This window comes from Pantoea sp., from assembly GCF_032114055.1.
Taxonomy (GTDB): Bacteria; Pseudomonadota; Gammaproteobacteria; order Enterobacterales; family Enterobacteriaceae; genus Pantoea.
On sequence record NZ_DAMCTB010000011.1, the window covers coordinates 71,413 to 87,585 of the forward strand.

The following is a 16,173-nucleotide window of genomic DNA, read 5'->3' on the forward strand; positions in this document are numbered from 1 at the left end:
AATCTACGAGGCGGCTCGCAAACGCAGCCTGTGAAAAGGCGTATCTGCGCTTTTGTGATAAAGTCCGTGCATTCGCCGCCACGTGCGGCTGAGAGCTTAGTGAGGCCAACATCATGATGGGATTAGCCGGCAAAAAAATTCTTCTTGGCGTCAGCGGCGGTATCGCTGCTTACAAAACACCTGAACTGGTGCGCCGCCTGCGCGACCGCGGCGCGGATGTCCGCGTGATGATGACGCAAGGCGCCAGGGCTTTTATTACTCCGCTCAGCCTGCAGGCCGTGTCCGGCTATCCGGTCTTTGACGACCTGCTTGATCCCGCCGCGGAAGCGGCGATGGGTCATATTGAGCTGGCAAAATGGGCCGACCTGATTGTGCTGGCGCCGGCCAGTGCCGACCTGATTGCCCGGATCACCGCAGGTATGGCAAACGATCTGGTGACGACCGCCGTCTTAGCGACGGCCTCGCCCGTGGCGGTGGTGCCTGCGATGAATCAGCAGATGTATCGCGCGGCGGTCACGCAGCAGAATCTGCAGAATCTGGCGTCGCGCGGCGTGCTGATCTGGGGCCCGGACAGCGGCAGCCAGGCCTGCGGCGACGTCGGGCCGGGCCGCATGCTCGATCCGCTGGCGATTGTTGACCATGCGGTGCAGTGGGCCGCCCCCGTCAACGATCTGCAACATCTCAATATTATGATAACCGCCGGTCCGACCCGCGAGGCGCTGGACCCGGTGCGTTACATCAGCAATCACAGCTCCGGCAAAATGGGCTTTGCGATAGCCGCCGCCGCCGCCAGACGCGGCGCGCAGGTGACGCTGGTCAGCGGCCCGGTCACCCTGCCTGCACCTGCGGGCGTGCGCCGCATCGATGTCACCAGCGCGCTGGAGATGCAGGCCGCCGTGATGGGCGAGATAGACAAACAACATATTTTCATTGCAAGCGCAGCCGTGGCAGACTACCGGGCGGCCACTGTTGCGGCCGATAAAATCAAGAAACAGGGCGGCGATGATACCGTCACGCTGAACCTGATTAAGAATCCCGATATTGTTGCCGGCGTCGCCGCACTTCAGGAAAACCGGCCATTCGTCGTCGGATTTGCGGCTGAAACACAGAATGTGGAAGAATACGCCCGGCAAAAACGGGTGCGCAAGAATCTGGATCTGATCTGCGCGAACGACGTCGCTAAAACCGGACAGGGGTTTAATAGCGATACCAATGCTCTTCACCTTTTTTGGCAGGATGGAGAAAAACGCTTACCGCTCAGCGATAAGTCGCTCCTTGGCCAACAATTAATAGACGAGATTGTCAGCCGTTATGATGAAAAAAATAGACGTTAAAATCCTGGATCCGCGTGTCGGCAAAGAGTTTCCCCTGCCGACCTATGCGACCGCAGGTTCTGCCGGGTTGGATTTACGCGCATGCATTGATGATGTTCTCGACATCGCGCCAGGCACCACGACACTGGTGCCGACCGGCCTGGCGATTCATATCGCCGACCCTGAACTGGCTGCAGTGATCCTGCCGCGCTCAGGTCTGGGCCACAAACATGGGATTGTGCTGGGCAATCTGGTGGGCCTGATCGACTCCGATTATCAGGGACAACTGATGGTCTCGGTCTGGAATCGCGGTCAGGAGAGCTTCTCACTGCAGCCTGGCGACCGCATGGCACAACTGGTCTTCGTGCCCGTGGTGCAGGCGGAATTTAACCTGGTAGACGATTTCGACGCCAGCCTGCGCGGTGAAGGCGGCTTTGGCCACTCAGGTCGCCAGTAACCCGCAATACCGACTTTCACTTACGCCCGTTATTTTTCCTCATCGCCATGGGACGCATGCCTGTGGCAGATGCGTAGGTGTTGCCTGTTTATAGGTAAATTTCAGGGGTTTTTAAGGTCATGGCAGAAAAAAAAGTCGCGAAACGGAATCGTCGCGAAGAGATTTTGCAGGCGCTGGCGCAGATGCTGGAGTCAGGTGATGGCAGTCAGCGCATTACCACCGCTAAGCTGGCGGCCACGGTAGGCGTATCCGAAGCGGCGCTCTATCGTCACTTCCCCAGCAAGACCCGGATGTTCGATAGCCTGATTGAGTTTATTGAAGACAGTCTGATTACCCGCATCAATCTGATCCTCAAGGATGAAAAAGAGACCATGACGCGTCTGCGCCTGATCGTTCAATTGATTCTGGGATTTGGTGAGCGTAATCCGGGACTGACCCGTATTCTGACCGGCCATGCGCTGATGTTTGAGCAGGATCGCCTGCAGGGCCGCATTAATCAGCTGTTTGAGCGGATTGAAGTGCAACTGCGACAGGTCATGCGTGAACGGAAGATGCGCGAGGGGGAAGCCTTTCAGGCTGATGAGGCGCTGCTGGCCAGTCAGCTGCTGGCTTTCTGTGAAGGTTTACTGTCGCGCTATGTCCGTTCTGAGTTTCGCTTCAGCCCGACCGCAGACTTTGAGGCACGCTGGCCGCTGATCGCCGTTCAGCTCGCCTGACGGATAAAAAAGGCGGGCATCACGCCCGCCTCGATTAAATCCCATATTCCTTCTGATAGGCACGCACCTTTGCCAGGTGGTCGGCCATTTCCGGCTTCTCTTCCAGCCAGGTAATCAGATCGGCCAGCGTAATAATCGCGGTTACTTTGCAGCTGTAATCACGTTCCACTTCCTGAATCGCCGACATCTCTCCGCGTCCGCGCTCCTGACGATCCAGCGACACCAGTACACCGGCCAGCGTGGCGTTGTGCGCGCCAATAATGTCCATCGACTCACGAATCGCCGTGCCTGCGGTGATCACGTCATCCACCAGCATCACTTTGCCCTGCAGCGGGCTGCCCACCAGCAGGCCGCCTTCGCCATGATCTTTGGCTTCTTTGCGGTTAAAGCAGTAAGGCACGTCGCGGTCATGATGATCCGCCAGCGCCACCGCCGTGGTGGTCGCAATCGGAATGCCTTTGTAAGCCGGACCGAACAGCAGATCGAAATCGACCGCGCCATCGACCAGCGCCTGCGCGTAGAAGCGTCCCAGCAGCGCTAAATCCCGTCCGCTGTTAAACAGGCCGGCATTAAAGAAATAGGGGCTTTTACGCCCGGACTTTAAAGTGAACTCACCGAACTTCAGCACCTGCTTGTTCAGGGCGAATTCAATAAACTGACGCTGCCAGGCTTTCATTTCTCACTCCTCAAATAAAGAAAAGGCGACTCTGTGGTCGCCTGTTACATCAATTTTCCAGCGCCGCTTTCTGCGCCTGAATCAACTCTTCAATGCCGCCGCGCGCCAGTGCCAGCAGCGTCAGCAGTTCGTCATGGCTGAAGGGTTCGCCTTCCGCGGTGCCCTGCACCTCGATCATGCGGCCATCTTCCATCATCACGACGTTCATGTCGGTTTCGGCGGCAGAATCTTCAACGTATTCCAGATCGCACAGGGCTTCGCCCTTGACGATGCCCACAGAAATCGCCGCGACCATCCCTTTCATCGGGTTTGCTTTCAGCTTGCCGCTGGCAACCAGCTTGTTCAGCGCATCGGCCAGCGCCACACAGGCACCGGTAATGGAGGCAGTGCGGGTACCGCCATCGGCCTGGATAACGTCGCAGTCGAGCGTAATGGTGAACTCACCCAGCGCTTTCAGATCGACGGCGGCGCGCAGTGAACGGGCGATCAGACGCTGGATCTCCAGCGTGCGGCCACCCTGCTTGCCTTTTGCCGCTTCACGCGCCATGCGGCTGTGGGTCGAGCGCGGCAGCATGCCATATTCGGCCGTAACCCAACCCTGGCCCTGGCCTTTCAGGAAACGCGGAACCCCTTCGTCTACGGAGGCAGTGCAGAGCACTTTCGTTTCGCCGAACTCCACCAGAACGGAACCCTCTGCGTGTTTGGTGTAATTGCGGGTCAATGTGACTGGACGCACCTGCTGTGCGCGACGGCCTGCTGGACGCATGGGTAATCTCCGGCTTGCTAATGATTGGCTGCGCATTATACGGACTTCCTTGCCCGCTGTCTCTTACGCTGGTCTGAGGCAGGCATCAGATGAAATTCCCCGCCAGCTGTGGCTAAATGCGCGTTCCATTCTCTCTGATAAAAAACCTATATGGCCGCCATTCTTCATTTTCTGCTGGCGCTGGTGGTGATTTTCGCCCTTGCGCTGCTGGTCAGTCATGACCGCAAACAGATTCGCCTGCGCTTTATTATTCAACTGATTGTGGTGGAAGCCGCACTGGGTTGGTTCTTCCTTCACGCCGCCAGTGGTCTGGCGCTGGTCGGCGCCTTCGCCGGTTTCTTTGAAACACTGCTGGGGTTTGCCGCACAGGGCACAGAGTTTGTGTTTGGCGGCATGAGCAAACAGGGACTGGCCTTTATTTTCCTTGGCGTACTCTGTCCGATTGTCTTTATTTCGGCGCTGATCGGGATCCTGCAGCACTGGCGCATTCTGCCGCTGCTGATCCGGTTTTTCGGGACGCTGCTGTCGAAGATTAACGGCATGGGCAAGCTGGAGTCGTTTAACGCCGTCAGCACGCTGATTCTGGGTCAGTCAGAAAACTTCATCGCCTACAAAGGGATTCTGGGCGACATCCCGCCGCGCCGCCTCTACACCATGGCGGCAACCGCGATGTCGACCGTATCGCTGTCGATTGTCGGTGCCTACATGTCGATGATTGAACCGAAGTATGTGGTTGCGGCCCTGCTGCTTAACATGTTCAGCACCTTTATTATCCTGTCGATCATCAACCCGATGAGCAGCCAGGAGAATCAGCCTATCGCGCTGGAAAAGCTCCATGAAGACCAGAGCTTCTTTGAAATGCTGGGTGAGTACATCCTGGCGGGTTTCAAAGTGGCGATGATCATTCTGGCAATGCTGATTGGTTTTATTGCCCTGATCGCCGCCGTGAACGCACTGTTTGCCGCCCTGTTCGGCTACAGTTTCCAGCAGCTGCTCGGTTATCTCTTCTATCCACTGGCCTGGCTGGTTGGGATCCCCAAAGCCGATGCCCTGCAGGCGGCCAGCATTATGGCCACCAAGCTGGTGGCGAATGAGTTTGTGGCCATGATTGAGCTGCAGAAAGTTGCGGCGGGCATGAGCGCGCGCGGGCTGGGCATCCTGTCGGTCTTCCTGGTCTCTTTTGCTAACTTTGCCTCGATCGGCATCGTCGCGGGCGCCATCAAAGGTCTGAATGAGAAACAGGGCAATGTGGTGTCCCGTTTTGGCTGGAAGCTGGTGTATGGCTCTACGCTGGTCAGCCTGCTCTCTGCCGCTTTTGCCGGTCTGTTTATCTGATAACGCTACGGGCGGCGACGCTGCCGCCCTTTCTCCATCAGAAACTGACACAGACGGGCGCATCGACCCGCATCACCGACTCCTGACCAAAGCGTTTTTTATAGAGACTGCGTAACGCCTCAATCTGCTGGCTGGTGGCGGGATCGATCCCATGGATAAGCATTAACGCTTTGCTGTTTTCGCGCGCCAGCTGACCATTCTCACCCAGCCACTGCCCCCTGGCGTCATAGACCGACAGCCCCGATTTGAAGCGTGGTGTGACCTCGTTATCGACAAAATTCATCCAGTCGAGCGAACTTACTCTGCCGCCATCCGGCTTACTCAGTCCAAACCACAACGTGGTCTGCATCATCATGTCGCCTCCCGCACAGATGGGTTGCGGTTTCGTGGGCGGCGAGTGATGGCGCGCCTGACAGCCCGCCAGCAACAGGGCCATCACAACAGGAAAGGCAATAACGCGAGACATAGATCAGTTATCCTCACAAGGGGTCAGCAATCATCATAAGTGGCTGCCGCAGAAAGCGGAAATGGTTCGTTATTTTCCTGTGAGGCGCTTATGCCTGTTATGCCATGGCTCGCCTCGCTATACTTCACCCATCTTTCCGCAAATGAGTACCGCTTATGATCCGCAGTATGACCGCTTATGCCCGCAGCGAAGCTAAAGGCGAATGGGGCAGCGCCGCCTGGGAGCTGCGTTCTGTTAACCAGCGTTATCTGGAAACCTATATCCGTCTGCCGGAGCAGTTTCGCGGGCTGGAACCGGTTATCCGTGAGCGCATCCGTCAGCGTCTGACGCGCGGTAAAATTGAGTGCAATCTGCGTTATGACGCCGATCCCAGCGCGCAGGGCGAACTGAAGCTGAACGAAACCCTGGCTAAACAGCTGGTCCAGGCGGCCAACTGGGTGAAAATGCAGAGTGACGAAGGCGCCATCAATCCGATGGATATTCTGCGCTGGCCGGGCGTGATGTCCGCGCAGGAGCAGGATCTGGACGCCATCAATACGCAGTTGCTGCAGGCGCTGGATAATGCGCTGAATGATTTCATTGCGGCACGCGAAAGCGAAGGCAGCGCACTGAAAGCGATGATCGAGCAGCGTCTGGAAGGCGTATCGCAGGAAGTCAGCAAAGTGCGGGCGCAGATGCCTGACGTGATCAAATGGCAGCGTGAGCGCCTGGTCACCAGACTGGAAGAGGCTGAAGTTCAGCTGGAAAACAATCGTCTTGAGCAGGAACTGGTGATGATGGCGCAGCGTGTTGACGTCGCCGAGGAGCTGGATCGTCTGGACGCGCATGTGAAAGAAACCTACAACATCCTGAAAAAGAAAGAGGCCGTTGGCCGTCGTCTTGATTTCATGATGCAGGAGTTCAATCGCGAGTCGAATACGCTGGCCTCGAAATCGATCAACGCCGACATCACCGCCTCAGCGATCGAACTGAAAGTGTTGATTGAGCAGATGCGTGAGCAGATTCAGAATATTGAGTAACGTTACATACTTTAGCACTCAGTATGTATAAAACCCTTATAGCCCGCAAAATGCGGGCTTTTTAATTTTCATTCTGTCGCTCATGACTGCATATTATCGCGGGTAAAGAGTGCACCCAAAGATCTACCCAGGCTTATTTACACGATCCAGTCTGGGGCGTGCTGCCTGTTCGACAAGGGTATCAGGCGGCACATGCCTGAGATTAACCCTGCTGGCACATTTGAAGTTACCGATGTAGTGGGTTATTTCTCCGGTATGGACAGCAATACCGGGTGACTGACGCAGGAATCCCCCGAACTGAATAAATTCATCCGGGCGTCGGGGAAGTCACAGCGTTGTGAGATACGCTTATGATGAAGCAAAGCCTGTTAAGCCAGGACCCCTGGCGCAGAATATGACGTAGGGCGTTCAGGTAGTTACAGGCGGCGGGCAGGGGCTGTACAAAATTTACTCTCTGACCTTTCACGGTGTATTATTCCCTGTGATGACCTCAACGGACGATTATACAAGGAATGTATCAGGATGACCGCCCTGCAGTTCCCCTGTACTATTTTTCAAACGCAAAACCGGATGGACGACTATAGCGCTAAAGATATGCGCTGCGGTGATCTGACCGAAGCACAGTTAAAATCCCAGTACCGGCTGGACTATATTTCTGATCGGGTTGATCCCTGGACGCTTACCCGGCGTTCCTCAATGGATCGCCCTCAGTCCATGTTCTGCTGCAATCTGCGCGGCCAGGGTGAAAAGATTACCCGCCAGCAGTGTGCTGCAATCTTGTTTGACGAGTTACGCTCCTTATCCCGCAAATTTTCCTTCTACGGCCCCTACAGCCACCTGATCGAAAAGATGATCACCCATAAGCAGAAGGGTAACGGTACGCCGTTTCGGGATATATCGCTGGACAGGGCATTGAAAGAGCAGATTCTTAATGACAGGACAGACAACAGCACTTTTGTCAGAATTAAACGGATTATCAGTAAGAATATATATTGGGATAATGGATTTTACCCTTCTGAAATGAAAGAGGAAATAGCAAGAATAATACTTGATAGTAAGCTACCTAAATTTGACAGGTTCCAGGATAATTATAACGGTATGGGGATAACCGTTCATGATACCTGGGCAACGCACATCACTATAAAATCACTGCACATCGATAATAATCGTTACCGGGCAGTGGTGCATTACAAGGTGCAGGATCACTTTGGCCTCGACAGCGACGATATACTCAAAACAAAATTCAGCCAGTTTCACTTCTTCCGTATATGGTTTGTTCTCCAGCGGTACAACCAATTTGGCTTTAAGCCGTTCCTGACCAACATGGAAGCCACCGTAGAGATTTCCGGGAGCCGCGATGAAAGCTAACCTTAAAAAAATCATGTTGGCTCTCGTTATAACCAGCTGCGCGTTAGCAGGCTACTTTTGGTGGCTGGCCTCACGACCGGTAGAAATTATTGCTATTCATCAGGAGGGTAATTTTAGCGAGGTTTTAGTGAAAAGCTTCCCATTCACCGACAAAGCAAAAATAAATTGGTGGCTGGCAAATAAAGACGCATTAAAAATAAAGTATAATATCCCCTCCCCTTCAGCCCCTGGTAGTTTTTATGTGAATTTTTGGGATTTTAGAGATGGATACAAAGAACAAGGAAAGTATGACCGTCGCTGCTTTGATGACATGCATACTGCTAAAAATTGCATAGATAAGAATGTCGTTTTTTCTGTTGAAAATAATAGAAAAAAAGAAATTTTATTTACAGTCTATGATGGAAGATACCGTATGGAAAAGAACGGTAAAATAACAAAACTTAAAGACGAATAGAACCGCTCTCCCTCGCGTGGGGACAGCAATAAAATCATCCTGTAATGACGCTTCGCTCATCGTCCCCGCATCGGCTTATAACATTCACCCGCAAATCGCAGCCCGCACGCACCCGACCAGCCGCATTTTTTCGTAAAGATAGATAAGCAATCATTTCCGGACTCTTCCTGGCGTCTCATCTGACACGTTTGATTTTTGGGATGCACCGCATTCAATCTGCTGAATTATATCTGCTTTTTCTGCTCTTTATCGTTGTGGCGACTTCTGGCGACAGGGCTTCATGAAACTGGTCAATCCTGTAGATTCCAGAGTTTCCCTTTCTTTGAAGGCACTTTTTGATAAAGTGCCGGTCGAAATCAGTACAGTTGTACCGCCTGGAGACTTATGGAAGTGCTCTTTATGCGTTACGTCCATTTCTCTCATGAAGGTAGTTAATGAAAAACACCGGAAAATTTAGCAGTTCGCTGCTGCATCCGCGTTACTGGTTTACCTGGTTTGGCCTGAGCGTGCTCTGGCTTCTGGTCCAGCTTCCCTATCCTGTTCTTATGCGTCTCGGTGCCGGGGCGGGCAAGCTTTCCCGTCATTTTATGCAGCGCCGCGAACGTATCACCCGTCGCAATATTGAACTCTGTTTTCCCGGTATCAGCGAAGAGAAAACGGAAGCGATGATCGCCGGTAACTTTGCGTCATTAGGCATGGCACTGGCTGAAACCGGTATCGCCTGGTTCTGGTCTGACCGTGCGGTCAGGCGTCTGTTTAACGTCACCGGCATGGATAATCTCCATGCCGCGCAGAGCGAAAAGCGCGGCGTGATGCTGATTGGCGTGCATTTTATGTCGCTGGAGCTGGGCGGGCGCATCAGCGGTCTCTGCCAGCCCATGATGGCCATGTATCGTCCGCACAACAATCAGGCGATGGAGTACGTGCAGACCAAAGGCCGTATGCGGTCAAACAAAGCGATGATCGATCGTCGCGACCTGCGCGGCATGGTCAATGCGCTGAAACAGGGCGAGTCCGTGTGGTTTGCGCCGGATCAGGACTACGGCCCGAAAGGCAGCACCTTTGCGCCGCTGTTTGCGGTGGAGAAAGCCGCCACCACTAATGGGACTTTTGTTCTGTCGCGTCTGGCGAAGCCGGCGATGGTGCCGATTATGCTCATCCGCAATCCGGACAATCATGGCTACCATCTGATCATTGAAGCGATGCTGGAAAACTATCCTCATACAGATGAAGCGGCGGCGGCGGCTTACATGAATAAGGTAATTGAAAATCAGATTTTACGCGCGCCCGAACAGTATCTCTGGCTGCATCGCCGTTTCAAAACCCGGCCACCGGGTGAACAGTCGCTCTACGTCTGAGTGAACGCATAAAGCAGGCCTCGCGCCTGCTTTTTTATTTTTAGTCCGCTGCCGTCCCCTCTGGTCGTCCTGCTTTCTCTGAGGTTATCACCACGCCTGAACGTGTCGCTGTCCTGCCCATTACGCCGCTGGTATCAGCGCGTAAATTAGGGAATGATGATCCCTCTTACCTCGTCATTGCGGACAATCTAATGAATATCAACGATACAGAGCAGTGGCAGCGTCCGCTGATTGATGATCGCCTTACGCCCTATATTGAAGTGGACAGTGTGCGGCTGGATCAGAACCTGCAGCTTATGCAGCAAAAAGCGGATGAGGCGGGTGTGGCGTTGCGGCCGCATATCAAAACGCATAAAAGTATCCGGATTGCTCAGCGGCAGCTTGCGCTGGGAGCGCGGGGGATTACGGTTTCTAAGCCCAGCGAAGGGATAACATTTATTCTGGGTGGCGTGCGCGATCTGCTACTGGCTTACCCGATTGTGCATCCAAAGAGCGTGGCCGATTTGCTGCGCCAGGCGGAGCAGCATCAGGCCAGACTCATCCTGATCGCAGACAGAGTCGAAGGCGTGGCGGCGATTGCGGAAGCCTGTCAGCAGCAACCGGCATGCAAAGTATCAGTGGCAATTAAGGTGGATGTCGGGCTGCATCGGATTGGCGTCAACCCGGACACCGATGAGGCGATAGTCATAGCTCAGGCACTGAAGAAAAACGGGTTACGCTTTGCCGGACTCATTTCCCATGCTGGCCACGCTTATGGTGCCGGTAATGCCAGGGCCATTGAAGCTATCGCCCGTCAGGAGACCCACTTAATGCAGCGGCTTCAGGCAAAACTCCAGGCAGCGGGATTTACCGATTGCCCTCTCTCCGTCGGCTCCACACCGACCACGCTGGCGGCAGAGATTGCGCCCTGTCTGGATGAAATCCGGCCCGGCAACTACGCTCTTCTGGATCTTACCGCCTGCCGCCTCGGTTTAAGTCGCGTTGACCAGCTGGCCATGAGCGTCATTACCCGCGTCGTGGCAGTGAATGACCATTTCGTGATTGTGGATGCGGGATCGAAAATGCTGAGTTCCGACAAAGGTCCTCATGGCACCAGTGCCAGCGGTTTTGGTATTGCCGTGGATGAAGCCGGCCACACGTATGAGCTGACAAAGCTATCGGAGGAGCACGGTTTTCTGCTTTATCAGGATCGCCGTCCGGACGTCGGTTCGCTGCTGCGCATCTTTCCCAATCACAGTTGTGCCGTAATGGCGCAGTCAGATAGCTTTGTTCTGCGTCATCCTGACGGCCAGAGCGAAACGCAGCCGGTTTCTGCGCGCGGCAATTTTATCTGAATCTGCGGCAGGCAGCTTTATCATGCTGTCTGCCATTTGCGCATAGCTCTGCTGACTCCACAGTTCTGCTGTTACAACGTTTTAACAAATCTGCCGCCATGCTTTAATGCCTTATTCGCTTATCCTTCGGAGGTTATATGCTCTCCTCTCGCACGCTGAGTCTGACAATTCCCCGTCACTGGTTAGATCTGTATGAAACCATCTGGAAGCCGGAATTTTTTCCCAGATGGGCGTCAGGACTGACGCAGAGTGCGCTGGAACCGGAGGGGAATCGCTGGCGCGCTAAGGGGCCGCTCGGCAATGTGAAGTTGCGTTTCTCGCCCCATAATCCATTTGGTGTGATGGATCACTGGATTGATGGCGGTTCAGGAAAGGAGATCTACGTGCCGATGCGCGTAATCGCTAACGAACAGGGTGCTGAGGTGCTGGTGACGATTTATCGTCAGCCATTTACCTCTGATGAGAAATTTAAGCAGGATATTGAATGGGTTAGTAACGATCTCGAAAAACTCAACACGCTGCTGACGCAATAAATCAATCACTTAGGTCGGGATTTCTTCTGTATTTATTGCTGGTCGTTTATGAAAAAAACAGAAAAATTTCGGCTGATAAAGCATTACGCCCACATCTGATTGTTGTTCTCTCTTAAGCATTTAATACCACTGAGGCTTAAGCATCGTTACCAGGAAAACTCCTGGTAACCTCCTCTGTCATCAGACTGATACCCTATAATTTCAGGCATCTTAACCTGTCGCGCCTGCTTTTATCCTGTTGCACATTCATTAATCATTAATCGTTGTTTATTGACGCTGTGCTGAGGATTTAATATTTATCATGCATAAAGTGAAACCATTTATTTCTGCGGTTTCGTAATCAGAATTTTCTTATGGTGTTAAATTAAATAAAACAATGTATAAATCATTCCACACACAGCAATACCTATAACGATAAAGCACGAAAACGTCATGGACCGCTCAGTTTCTCTTCTGTGCCTGAAGAAGAAAATAGTGAGAATGCCGCAAGGATGCGGGCAGGAGAATATAAAACGACAAAAGGATTTATTCGTGATCTGGCGGCGATCTCATCCGTAAAAGAGAACGTCGCCATGACACGAAACAGGCGCTTAACCGGAGAACTTTTTTATCCGGCTATTTTTTCAAACCAATAATAACACGGCAGATCTGAAATAATTTTCAGCACACAGGCCGGGGAATTGCACTAAAGAACGGTGTCACAGCAACTTCTGCTTGCTGTAACACGACGATTTAATTCTCACAGAGTCGCTGGGCTCTATCGAGTATATGATGGCAATACGTGAAAGCAGTCTTAATAGCGCAAAATGGTCTCTGCTCTCTTCAATAAAAATTATTGGCATCGGCGTTCTGCAACTCTCCTTGCTGGCGCAGATTCTGCAGGCGAATGAACTGAACCTGCTGGCGATCGCCGTCATAACCTTGCTGGCTGTGGATACGCTGGCCGATCGGGGCTTCTGCAACAAGCTCATCCGCCGCTGTATGCTCTCAATCAACGACCTCTCAACCCTTTACTGGGGTAATATGTTAATGGGCGTCGCGGTTTTTGGATTCTTATTTACCGGCAGTCATCTTCTGACCGTGCTATTTAATCAGCCTGAACTGGCCTTAATGTTGCAGATGGTCTCCGTGGTGTTTATTATTATTCCCCAAGGCCAGCATTATCGTGCGATACTGCAGCGAGAGAAACAATATACCCGCATCGCGTTTGCCGAAACCTCTTCGGTATTAGCCGGGCTTGCGGTGACTTTATTTACCGTCTGGCTGACACCTTCCGTATTATGTGCTATCTGGGGTTACCTGGCGATGGCTTCTGTTCGGATGCTGATTTACTGCTACTATGGTCGTTCCTGGTTCCAGCCGGAATATCATTTCAGCCTGAATAACTTTTTTAAAATTCGTGCACGAAACAAATAATAAAATAAGTCTGTATGGTGGGCTCTGAGCATCCGAAACGATGCGTTGGCGTGCTGTTAACCAGCACGCCTTTTCTTTTTTACCGGCTGCATAACCCCGCTTTTCGATTCTGATTAATATTCACTGTCCCGCCTTTTCTCTTTTGTCCGAATGAATGCCAGCCAAAGGCGCCCGGCCATTTCCGCTATGTCCTGCTGCCAGCCTCGTCACTGCAACGTCTGAAACCAGCGCCTGCCCGGAACCTGAGCCTCTCACCGTTCTCCCTGTCTCTGCCGCAGATGTTCTGCAGAACTCTTTCTATGCGGCCGCCGGGGCAGGCTGGTATACACTTCGCTCATCCCGGACGGCAGATGCCAGCATGTCGCCGTCGCCGTATCCCGGGCAATGCCGTCGCGTTGCCACCGTTTTACCGGAGTCTGCTATGTTACTGACCGTTCTCTACATCATTGGGATTACCGCCGAGGCCATGACCGGTGCGCTGGCCGCAGGTCGCCGCAAAATGGATCTGTTCGGCGTCATTATCATTGCGTCAGTCACCGCCATTGGTGGTGGTTCGGTGCGCGATATCCTGCTGGGGCACTACCCGCTGGGCTGGGTGAAACATCCCGAATACATCATGATTGTGGCGGCCGCGGCCGTTGTGACCACCTTTCTGGCACCGCTGATGACGCATCTGCGTAAAGTCTTTCTGGTGCTGGATGCGCTGGGTCTGGTGGTCTTTTCCATTATCGGCGCGCAGGTTGCGCTGGACTCAGGACACGCCATGATCATCGCCGCCATAAGCGCAGTCATTACCGGCGTCTTTGGCGGCGTGCTGCGGGATATGTTCTGCAACCGCATCCCGCTGGTGTTTCAGAAGGAAATCTACGCGGGTATCGCATTCGCCTCAGGCTGGATCTATATCCTGCTGCTGAAAACCTCACTGGCGCATGAAGTGGTCATCATCATTACCCTGCTGTTCGGCTTTTTTGCCCGCTTACTGGCGCTGCGCTTCCGACTCGGTCTGCCGATTTTCAATTATCCCCATCCCGAGCACTGAGGTGGCGGGAATGCCCTGCTGCTGAAGAAATGTTATCAGCGCCTGCAGCCGGGCATCATGAAACTGTTCCACCAGGCGCTTTGCCAGCGCCGCCCCGACACCCGGTAATGTCTGCCAGGCCATAACATCACGCTGTATCAGGCTCTCCCATTGCTGGTCTGGCAGGGCATTCAGGGCCTTACGCGGCAGTGAAACGCCTGACGCCTCCACCCAGCGACGAAACGGCCGCTGCCGGGTGAGGTTAAAGCGGTGCCAGAGCTGTCCGGCCCGCTCCGGAGAGCATCCGGTTGCCGCAGCAATCTGCTGCGGGGTTAATACCAGCCAGCCGAACAGATGCGTCATGCTGCCGCTTTCCAGCAAGCGCAGCCAGGTCCCGCGCTCAACACCCGGAATATTCAGTACGGTTTTCTGGCTGAGCCAGCGCAGCTTTGCCAGAAGCTGCTTCTGACACGCGGCGCTGAAGGTAAAGCAACTCATTGGTGTATAACGCGATGCATCAGGCGGCTGGGGATAGTGTCGCGCTGCCACGCGCCAGATAACCCGCTCCAGTCGCGGAATGCCCTGACCCGCCAGACTCAGCGTGACCACATCGCCTGCGACAATATCGCTCTCCTGCCAGCGCCGCAGCGATCCGATGTTCACCCGCCTGACCGTTTTGTCATCCAGCTGTACTGGCAGCAGATTCAGCACCGCTGCGATTTTCCCGGTCCGGCCTACCGGGAAATCGACGGAGAGCACTTCTGTGCTGACTTCAGGCGGCTGATACTTCCAGGCAACAGCCCAGGTTCCTTCGCCTGGCAGCCAGCGTTGTCCCGCCGGACGCTGGCTCTGATGTACAACAACCCCGTCCGTGACAAAGGGAAGTGCAGCATGGAACCAGCGTTCCCGCCAGGCGGCAACCTCCTCTTCATCTTTCACGCGGTGACTCCACTGTGACGCCAGACCCAATCCCCAGCGGCCGAGCTGCTCAAGGCGTTCTGCCATCGTCCCGGGACCATCCGGCCAGGCCCAGATAAAAATGCCAAGCGATTTCAGTAAAGGAACCTGCTGCTGACTCATCATGGCACCTGCAACCTGCGCGCGTGCATTCCTGCCACCCGCCTGTGCCTGTCGATGATCGGTCATCGTCAGAAAGAGTTCACCCTGCAGCACCACATCCTCAAGATCGGTGTCAATATGCAGAGGAATCGCCGGGATACCGGCGGCTTTAGGCAGCCACTCTTCGCCGCGCAATCCATCGCCGCGACTCAGCAGCGAAACCAGTTTGCCGTGGCGATAAACCAGTGAAACCGCAATGCCATCGACTTTCGGCTGCACCCAGAGATCGCGGCGGTCCTGCATCCAGTAAGCCAGAGCCAGTCTGCTGCGTAGCTTTTTTACCCCCGTATGGGCAACCGGGTGCAGGTGCTCACCCTGCACCGGTAACTGCGGCGTATAAGCGGGCTGTTGAGGAGTGAAGCAGTGCTGCCAGTGATTCAACCGCTGCTGCAGTGCATCATAATCCTCGTCTGCTACCGGACTCTGGCCCTGCCGATAGTAGGCATCATCCCAGTGTTGCAGTTGCTGCTGCAGACGACGCATCTCCTCTGTCGCCCGCATGGGGGGCCAGACAGGGCAGAGGGCGCACAGCCCTGGTCCGGCGACGATCCACCAAAGCATCGCAAACAGCGACCTGCCAACTCTTTTCATGCTCGCTCTCCTGAGGTTTTGGGGCATTCCATACCCCCGCCCCCGCACACACCAGCAGCGATATCCGGTTCCGCGAGAAACCCCCACGCAATCCGGGAAGATTTTCAGCGTGACGACAGCGGATTGCGCGAAGATGCGCAAAAGTTGGCTGTTACCGCTGCGCAAACGCTGCGTGGCAGCGGGAAGCCGTGTATACTGGGCAGGAAATCGACTCCGCTTTTAATCAATTCAAGA

Annotated in this window: 16 protein-coding genes; 12 read left to right on the plus strand and 4 right to left on the minus strand. The window is 54.1% G+C overall.

Annotated features, from left to right (window positions below; all coding sequences use genetic code 11):
* The first annotated feature begins 113 nt into the window (after positions 1-113).
* From coaBC to slmA, 3 genes are all read left to right on the plus strand, one after another.
* Positions 114-1,334, plus strand: a complete 1,221-nt coding sequence (gene coaBC / locus RT657_RS16705; protein WP_313655806.1) for a bifunctional phosphopantothenoylcysteine decarboxylase/phosphopantothenate--cysteine ligase CoaBC — start codon at positions 114-116, stop codon at positions 1,332-1,334.
* Positions 1,312-1,770 (plus strand): dUTP diphosphatase, encoded by a 459-nt coding sequence (dut, locus tag RT657_RS16710; RefSeq protein ID WP_313655807.1) that lies wholly within the window; start codon positions 1,312-1,314, stop codon positions 1,768-1,770. Before coaBC ends, dut begins: the two co-directional genes overlap by 23 nt.
* Before the next feature lie 119 nt (positions 1,771-1,889).
* Positions 1,890-2,486: a nucleoid occlusion factor SlmA gene (gene slmA, locus RT657_RS16715; RefSeq protein WP_313655808.1), complete on the plus strand. Its 597-nt coding sequence runs from the start codon at positions 1,890-1,892 to the stop codon at positions 2,484-2,486.
* 34 nt (positions 2,487-2,520) lie between these two features.
* Here slmA and pyrE read toward each other — a convergent pair whose 3' ends face one another.
* Positions 2,521-3,162, minus strand: coding sequence for an orotate phosphoribosyltransferase (pyrE, locus tag RT657_RS16720; RefSeq protein ID WP_313655809.1), 642 nt, complete (start codon positions 3,160-3,162; stop codon positions 2,521-2,523).
* Positions 3,163-3,211: 49 nt separating this feature from the next.
* Positions 3,212-3,928 (minus strand): ribonuclease PH, encoded by a 717-nt coding sequence (gene rph, locus RT657_RS16725; RefSeq protein WP_313655810.1) that lies wholly within the window; start codon positions 3,926-3,928, stop codon positions 3,212-3,214.
* Between the two features lie 150 nt (positions 3,929-4,078).
* Between rph and RT657_RS16730 the strand changes: the two genes are divergently transcribed.
* The gene (locus RT657_RS16730; protein WP_313655811.1) at positions 4,079-5,263 is read left to right on the plus strand and encodes a nucleoside transporter C-terminal domain-containing protein; all 1,185 of its coding nucleotides are present in this window, start codon (positions 4,079-4,081) and stop codon (positions 5,261-5,263) included.
* A gap of 37 nt (positions 5,264-5,300) precedes the next feature.
* On the opposite strand, the gene RT657_RS16735 is transcribed toward RT657_RS16730, so the two are convergent.
* Entirely contained in the window at positions 5,301-5,729 is a 429-nt protein-coding gene (locus tag RT657_RS16735; RefSeq protein ID WP_313655812.1) for a DUF3574 domain-containing protein, read from the minus strand.
* A gap of 155 nt (positions 5,730-5,884) precedes the next feature.
* Between RT657_RS16735 and RT657_RS16740 the strand changes: the two genes are divergently transcribed.
* From RT657_RS16740 to RT657_RS16775, 8 genes are all read left to right on the plus strand, one after another.
* Positions 5,885-6,748 carry a YicC/YloC family endoribonuclease gene (locus tag RT657_RS16740; RefSeq protein WP_313655814.1) on the plus strand — a complete coding sequence of 288 codons (864 nt, stop codon included), beginning with the start codon at positions 5,885-5,887 and terminating at the stop codon, positions 6,746-6,748.
* A gap of 522 nt (positions 6,749-7,270) precedes the next feature.
* Positions 7,271-8,116 (plus strand): YPO3983 family protein, encoded by an 846-nt coding sequence (locus tag RT657_RS16745; protein ID WP_313655815.1) that lies wholly within the window; start codon positions 7,271-7,273, stop codon positions 8,114-8,116.
* Complete coding sequence (locus RT657_RS16750) at positions 8,106-8,570, plus strand: DUF943 family protein (RefSeq protein ID WP_313655816.1); 465 nt, start codon at positions 8,106-8,108, stop codon at positions 8,568-8,570. Before RT657_RS16745 ends, RT657_RS16750 begins: the two co-directional genes overlap by 11 nt.
* 434 nt (positions 8,571-9,004) lie before the next feature.
* On the plus strand, positions 9,005-9,928 hold the full coding sequence (lpxP, locus tag RT657_RS16755; protein WP_313655817.1) for a kdo(2)-lipid IV(A) palmitoleoyltransferase: 924 nt from the start codon (positions 9,005-9,007) through the stop codon (positions 9,926-9,928).
* A 191-nt stretch (positions 9,929-10,119) separates the two neighbouring features.
* Positions 10,120-11,262 (plus strand): alanine racemase, encoded by a 1,143-nt coding sequence (locus RT657_RS16760; RefSeq protein WP_313655818.1) that lies wholly within the window; start codon positions 10,120-10,122, stop codon positions 11,260-11,262.
* Positions 11,263-11,399: 137 nt separating this feature from the next.
* Positions 11,400-11,795, plus strand: a complete 396-nt coding sequence (locus tag RT657_RS16765) for a polyketide cyclase (RefSeq protein WP_313655819.1) — start codon at positions 11,400-11,402, stop codon at positions 11,793-11,795.
* Positions 11,796-12,566: 771 nt separating this feature from the next.
* The gene (locus RT657_RS16770) at positions 12,567-13,211 is read left to right on the plus strand and encodes an oligosaccharide flippase family protein (protein ID WP_313655820.1); all 645 of its coding nucleotides are present in this window, start codon (positions 12,567-12,569) and stop codon (positions 13,209-13,211) included.
* Positions 13,212-13,632: 421 nt separating this feature from the next.
* Positions 13,633-14,250, plus strand: coding sequence for a trimeric intracellular cation channel family protein (locus tag RT657_RS16775; RefSeq protein WP_313655822.1), 618 nt, complete (start codon positions 13,633-13,635; stop codon positions 14,248-14,250).
* Here RT657_RS16775 and ligB read toward each other — a convergent pair.
* Positions 14,188-15,909 carry an NAD-dependent DNA ligase LigB gene (ligB, locus tag RT657_RS16780; protein ID WP_409521013.1) on the minus strand — a complete coding sequence of 574 codons (1,722 nt, stop codon included), beginning with the start codon at positions 15,907-15,909 and terminating at the stop codon, positions 14,188-14,190. The genes RT657_RS16775 and ligB overlap by 63 nt on opposite strands.
* Positions 15,910-16,173 lie beyond the last annotated feature (264 nt).

Bases quoted from the DNA above. Each gene is read 5' to 3' on its own strand.
- RT657_RS16770 (WP_313655820.1), top strand. From the start codon at position 12,567: ATGGCAATACGTGAAAGCAGTCTTAATAGCGCAAAATGGTCTCTGCTC.
- RT657_RS16745 (WP_313655815.1), top strand. From the start codon at position 7,271: ATGACCGCCCTGCAGTTCCCCTGTACTATTTTTCAAACGCAAAACCGG.
- RT657_RS16775 (WP_313655822.1), top strand. From the start codon at position 13,633: ATGTTACTGACCGTTCTCTACATCATTGGGATTACCGCCGAGGCCATG.
- coaBC (WP_313655806.1), top strand. From the start codon at position 114: ATGATGGGATTAGCCGGCAAAAAAATTCTTCTTGGCGTCAGCGGCGGT.
- RT657_RS16735 (WP_313655812.1), bottom strand. From the start codon at position 5,729: ATGTCTCGCGTTATTGCCTTTCCTGTTGTGATGGCCCTGTTGCTGGCG.
- dut (WP_313655807.1), top strand. From the start codon at position 1,312: ATGATGAAAAAAATAGACGTTAAAATCCTGGATCCGCGTGTCGGCAAA.
- slmA (WP_313655808.1), top strand. From the start codon at position 1,890: ATGGCAGAAAAAAAAGTCGCGAAACGGAATCGTCGCGAAGAGATTTTG.
- rph (WP_313655810.1), bottom strand. From the start codon at position 3,928: ATGCGTCCAGCAGGCCGTCGCGCACAGCAGGTGCGTCCAGTCACATTG.
- ligB (WP_409521013.1), bottom strand. From the start codon at position 15,909: ATGCTTTGGTGGATCGTCGCCGGACCAGGGCTGTGCGCCCTCTGCCCT.
- RT657_RS16730 (WP_313655811.1), top strand. From the start codon at position 4,079: ATGGCCGCCATTCTTCATTTTCTGCTGGCGCTGGTGGTGATTTTCGCC.
- pyrE (WP_313655809.1), bottom strand. From the start codon at position 3,162: ATGAAAGCCTGGCAGCGTCAGTTTATTGAATTCGCCCTGAACAAGCAG.
- RT657_RS16750 (WP_313655816.1), top strand. From the start codon at position 8,106: ATGAAAGCTAACCTTAAAAAAATCATGTTGGCTCTCGTTATAACCAGC.
- RT657_RS16740 (WP_313655814.1), top strand. From the start codon at position 5,885: ATGATCCGCAGTATGACCGCTTATGCCCGCAGCGAAGCTAAAGGCGAA.
- RT657_RS16760 (WP_313655818.1), top strand. From the start codon at position 10,120: ATGAATATCAACGATACAGAGCAGTGGCAGCGTCCGCTGATTGATGAT.
- lpxP (WP_313655817.1), top strand. From the start codon at position 9,005: ATGAAAAACACCGGAAAATTTAGCAGTTCGCTGCTGCATCCGCGTTAC.
- RT657_RS16765 (WP_313655819.1), top strand. From the start codon at position 11,400: ATGCTCTCCTCTCGCACGCTGAGTCTGACAATTCCCCGTCACTGGTTA.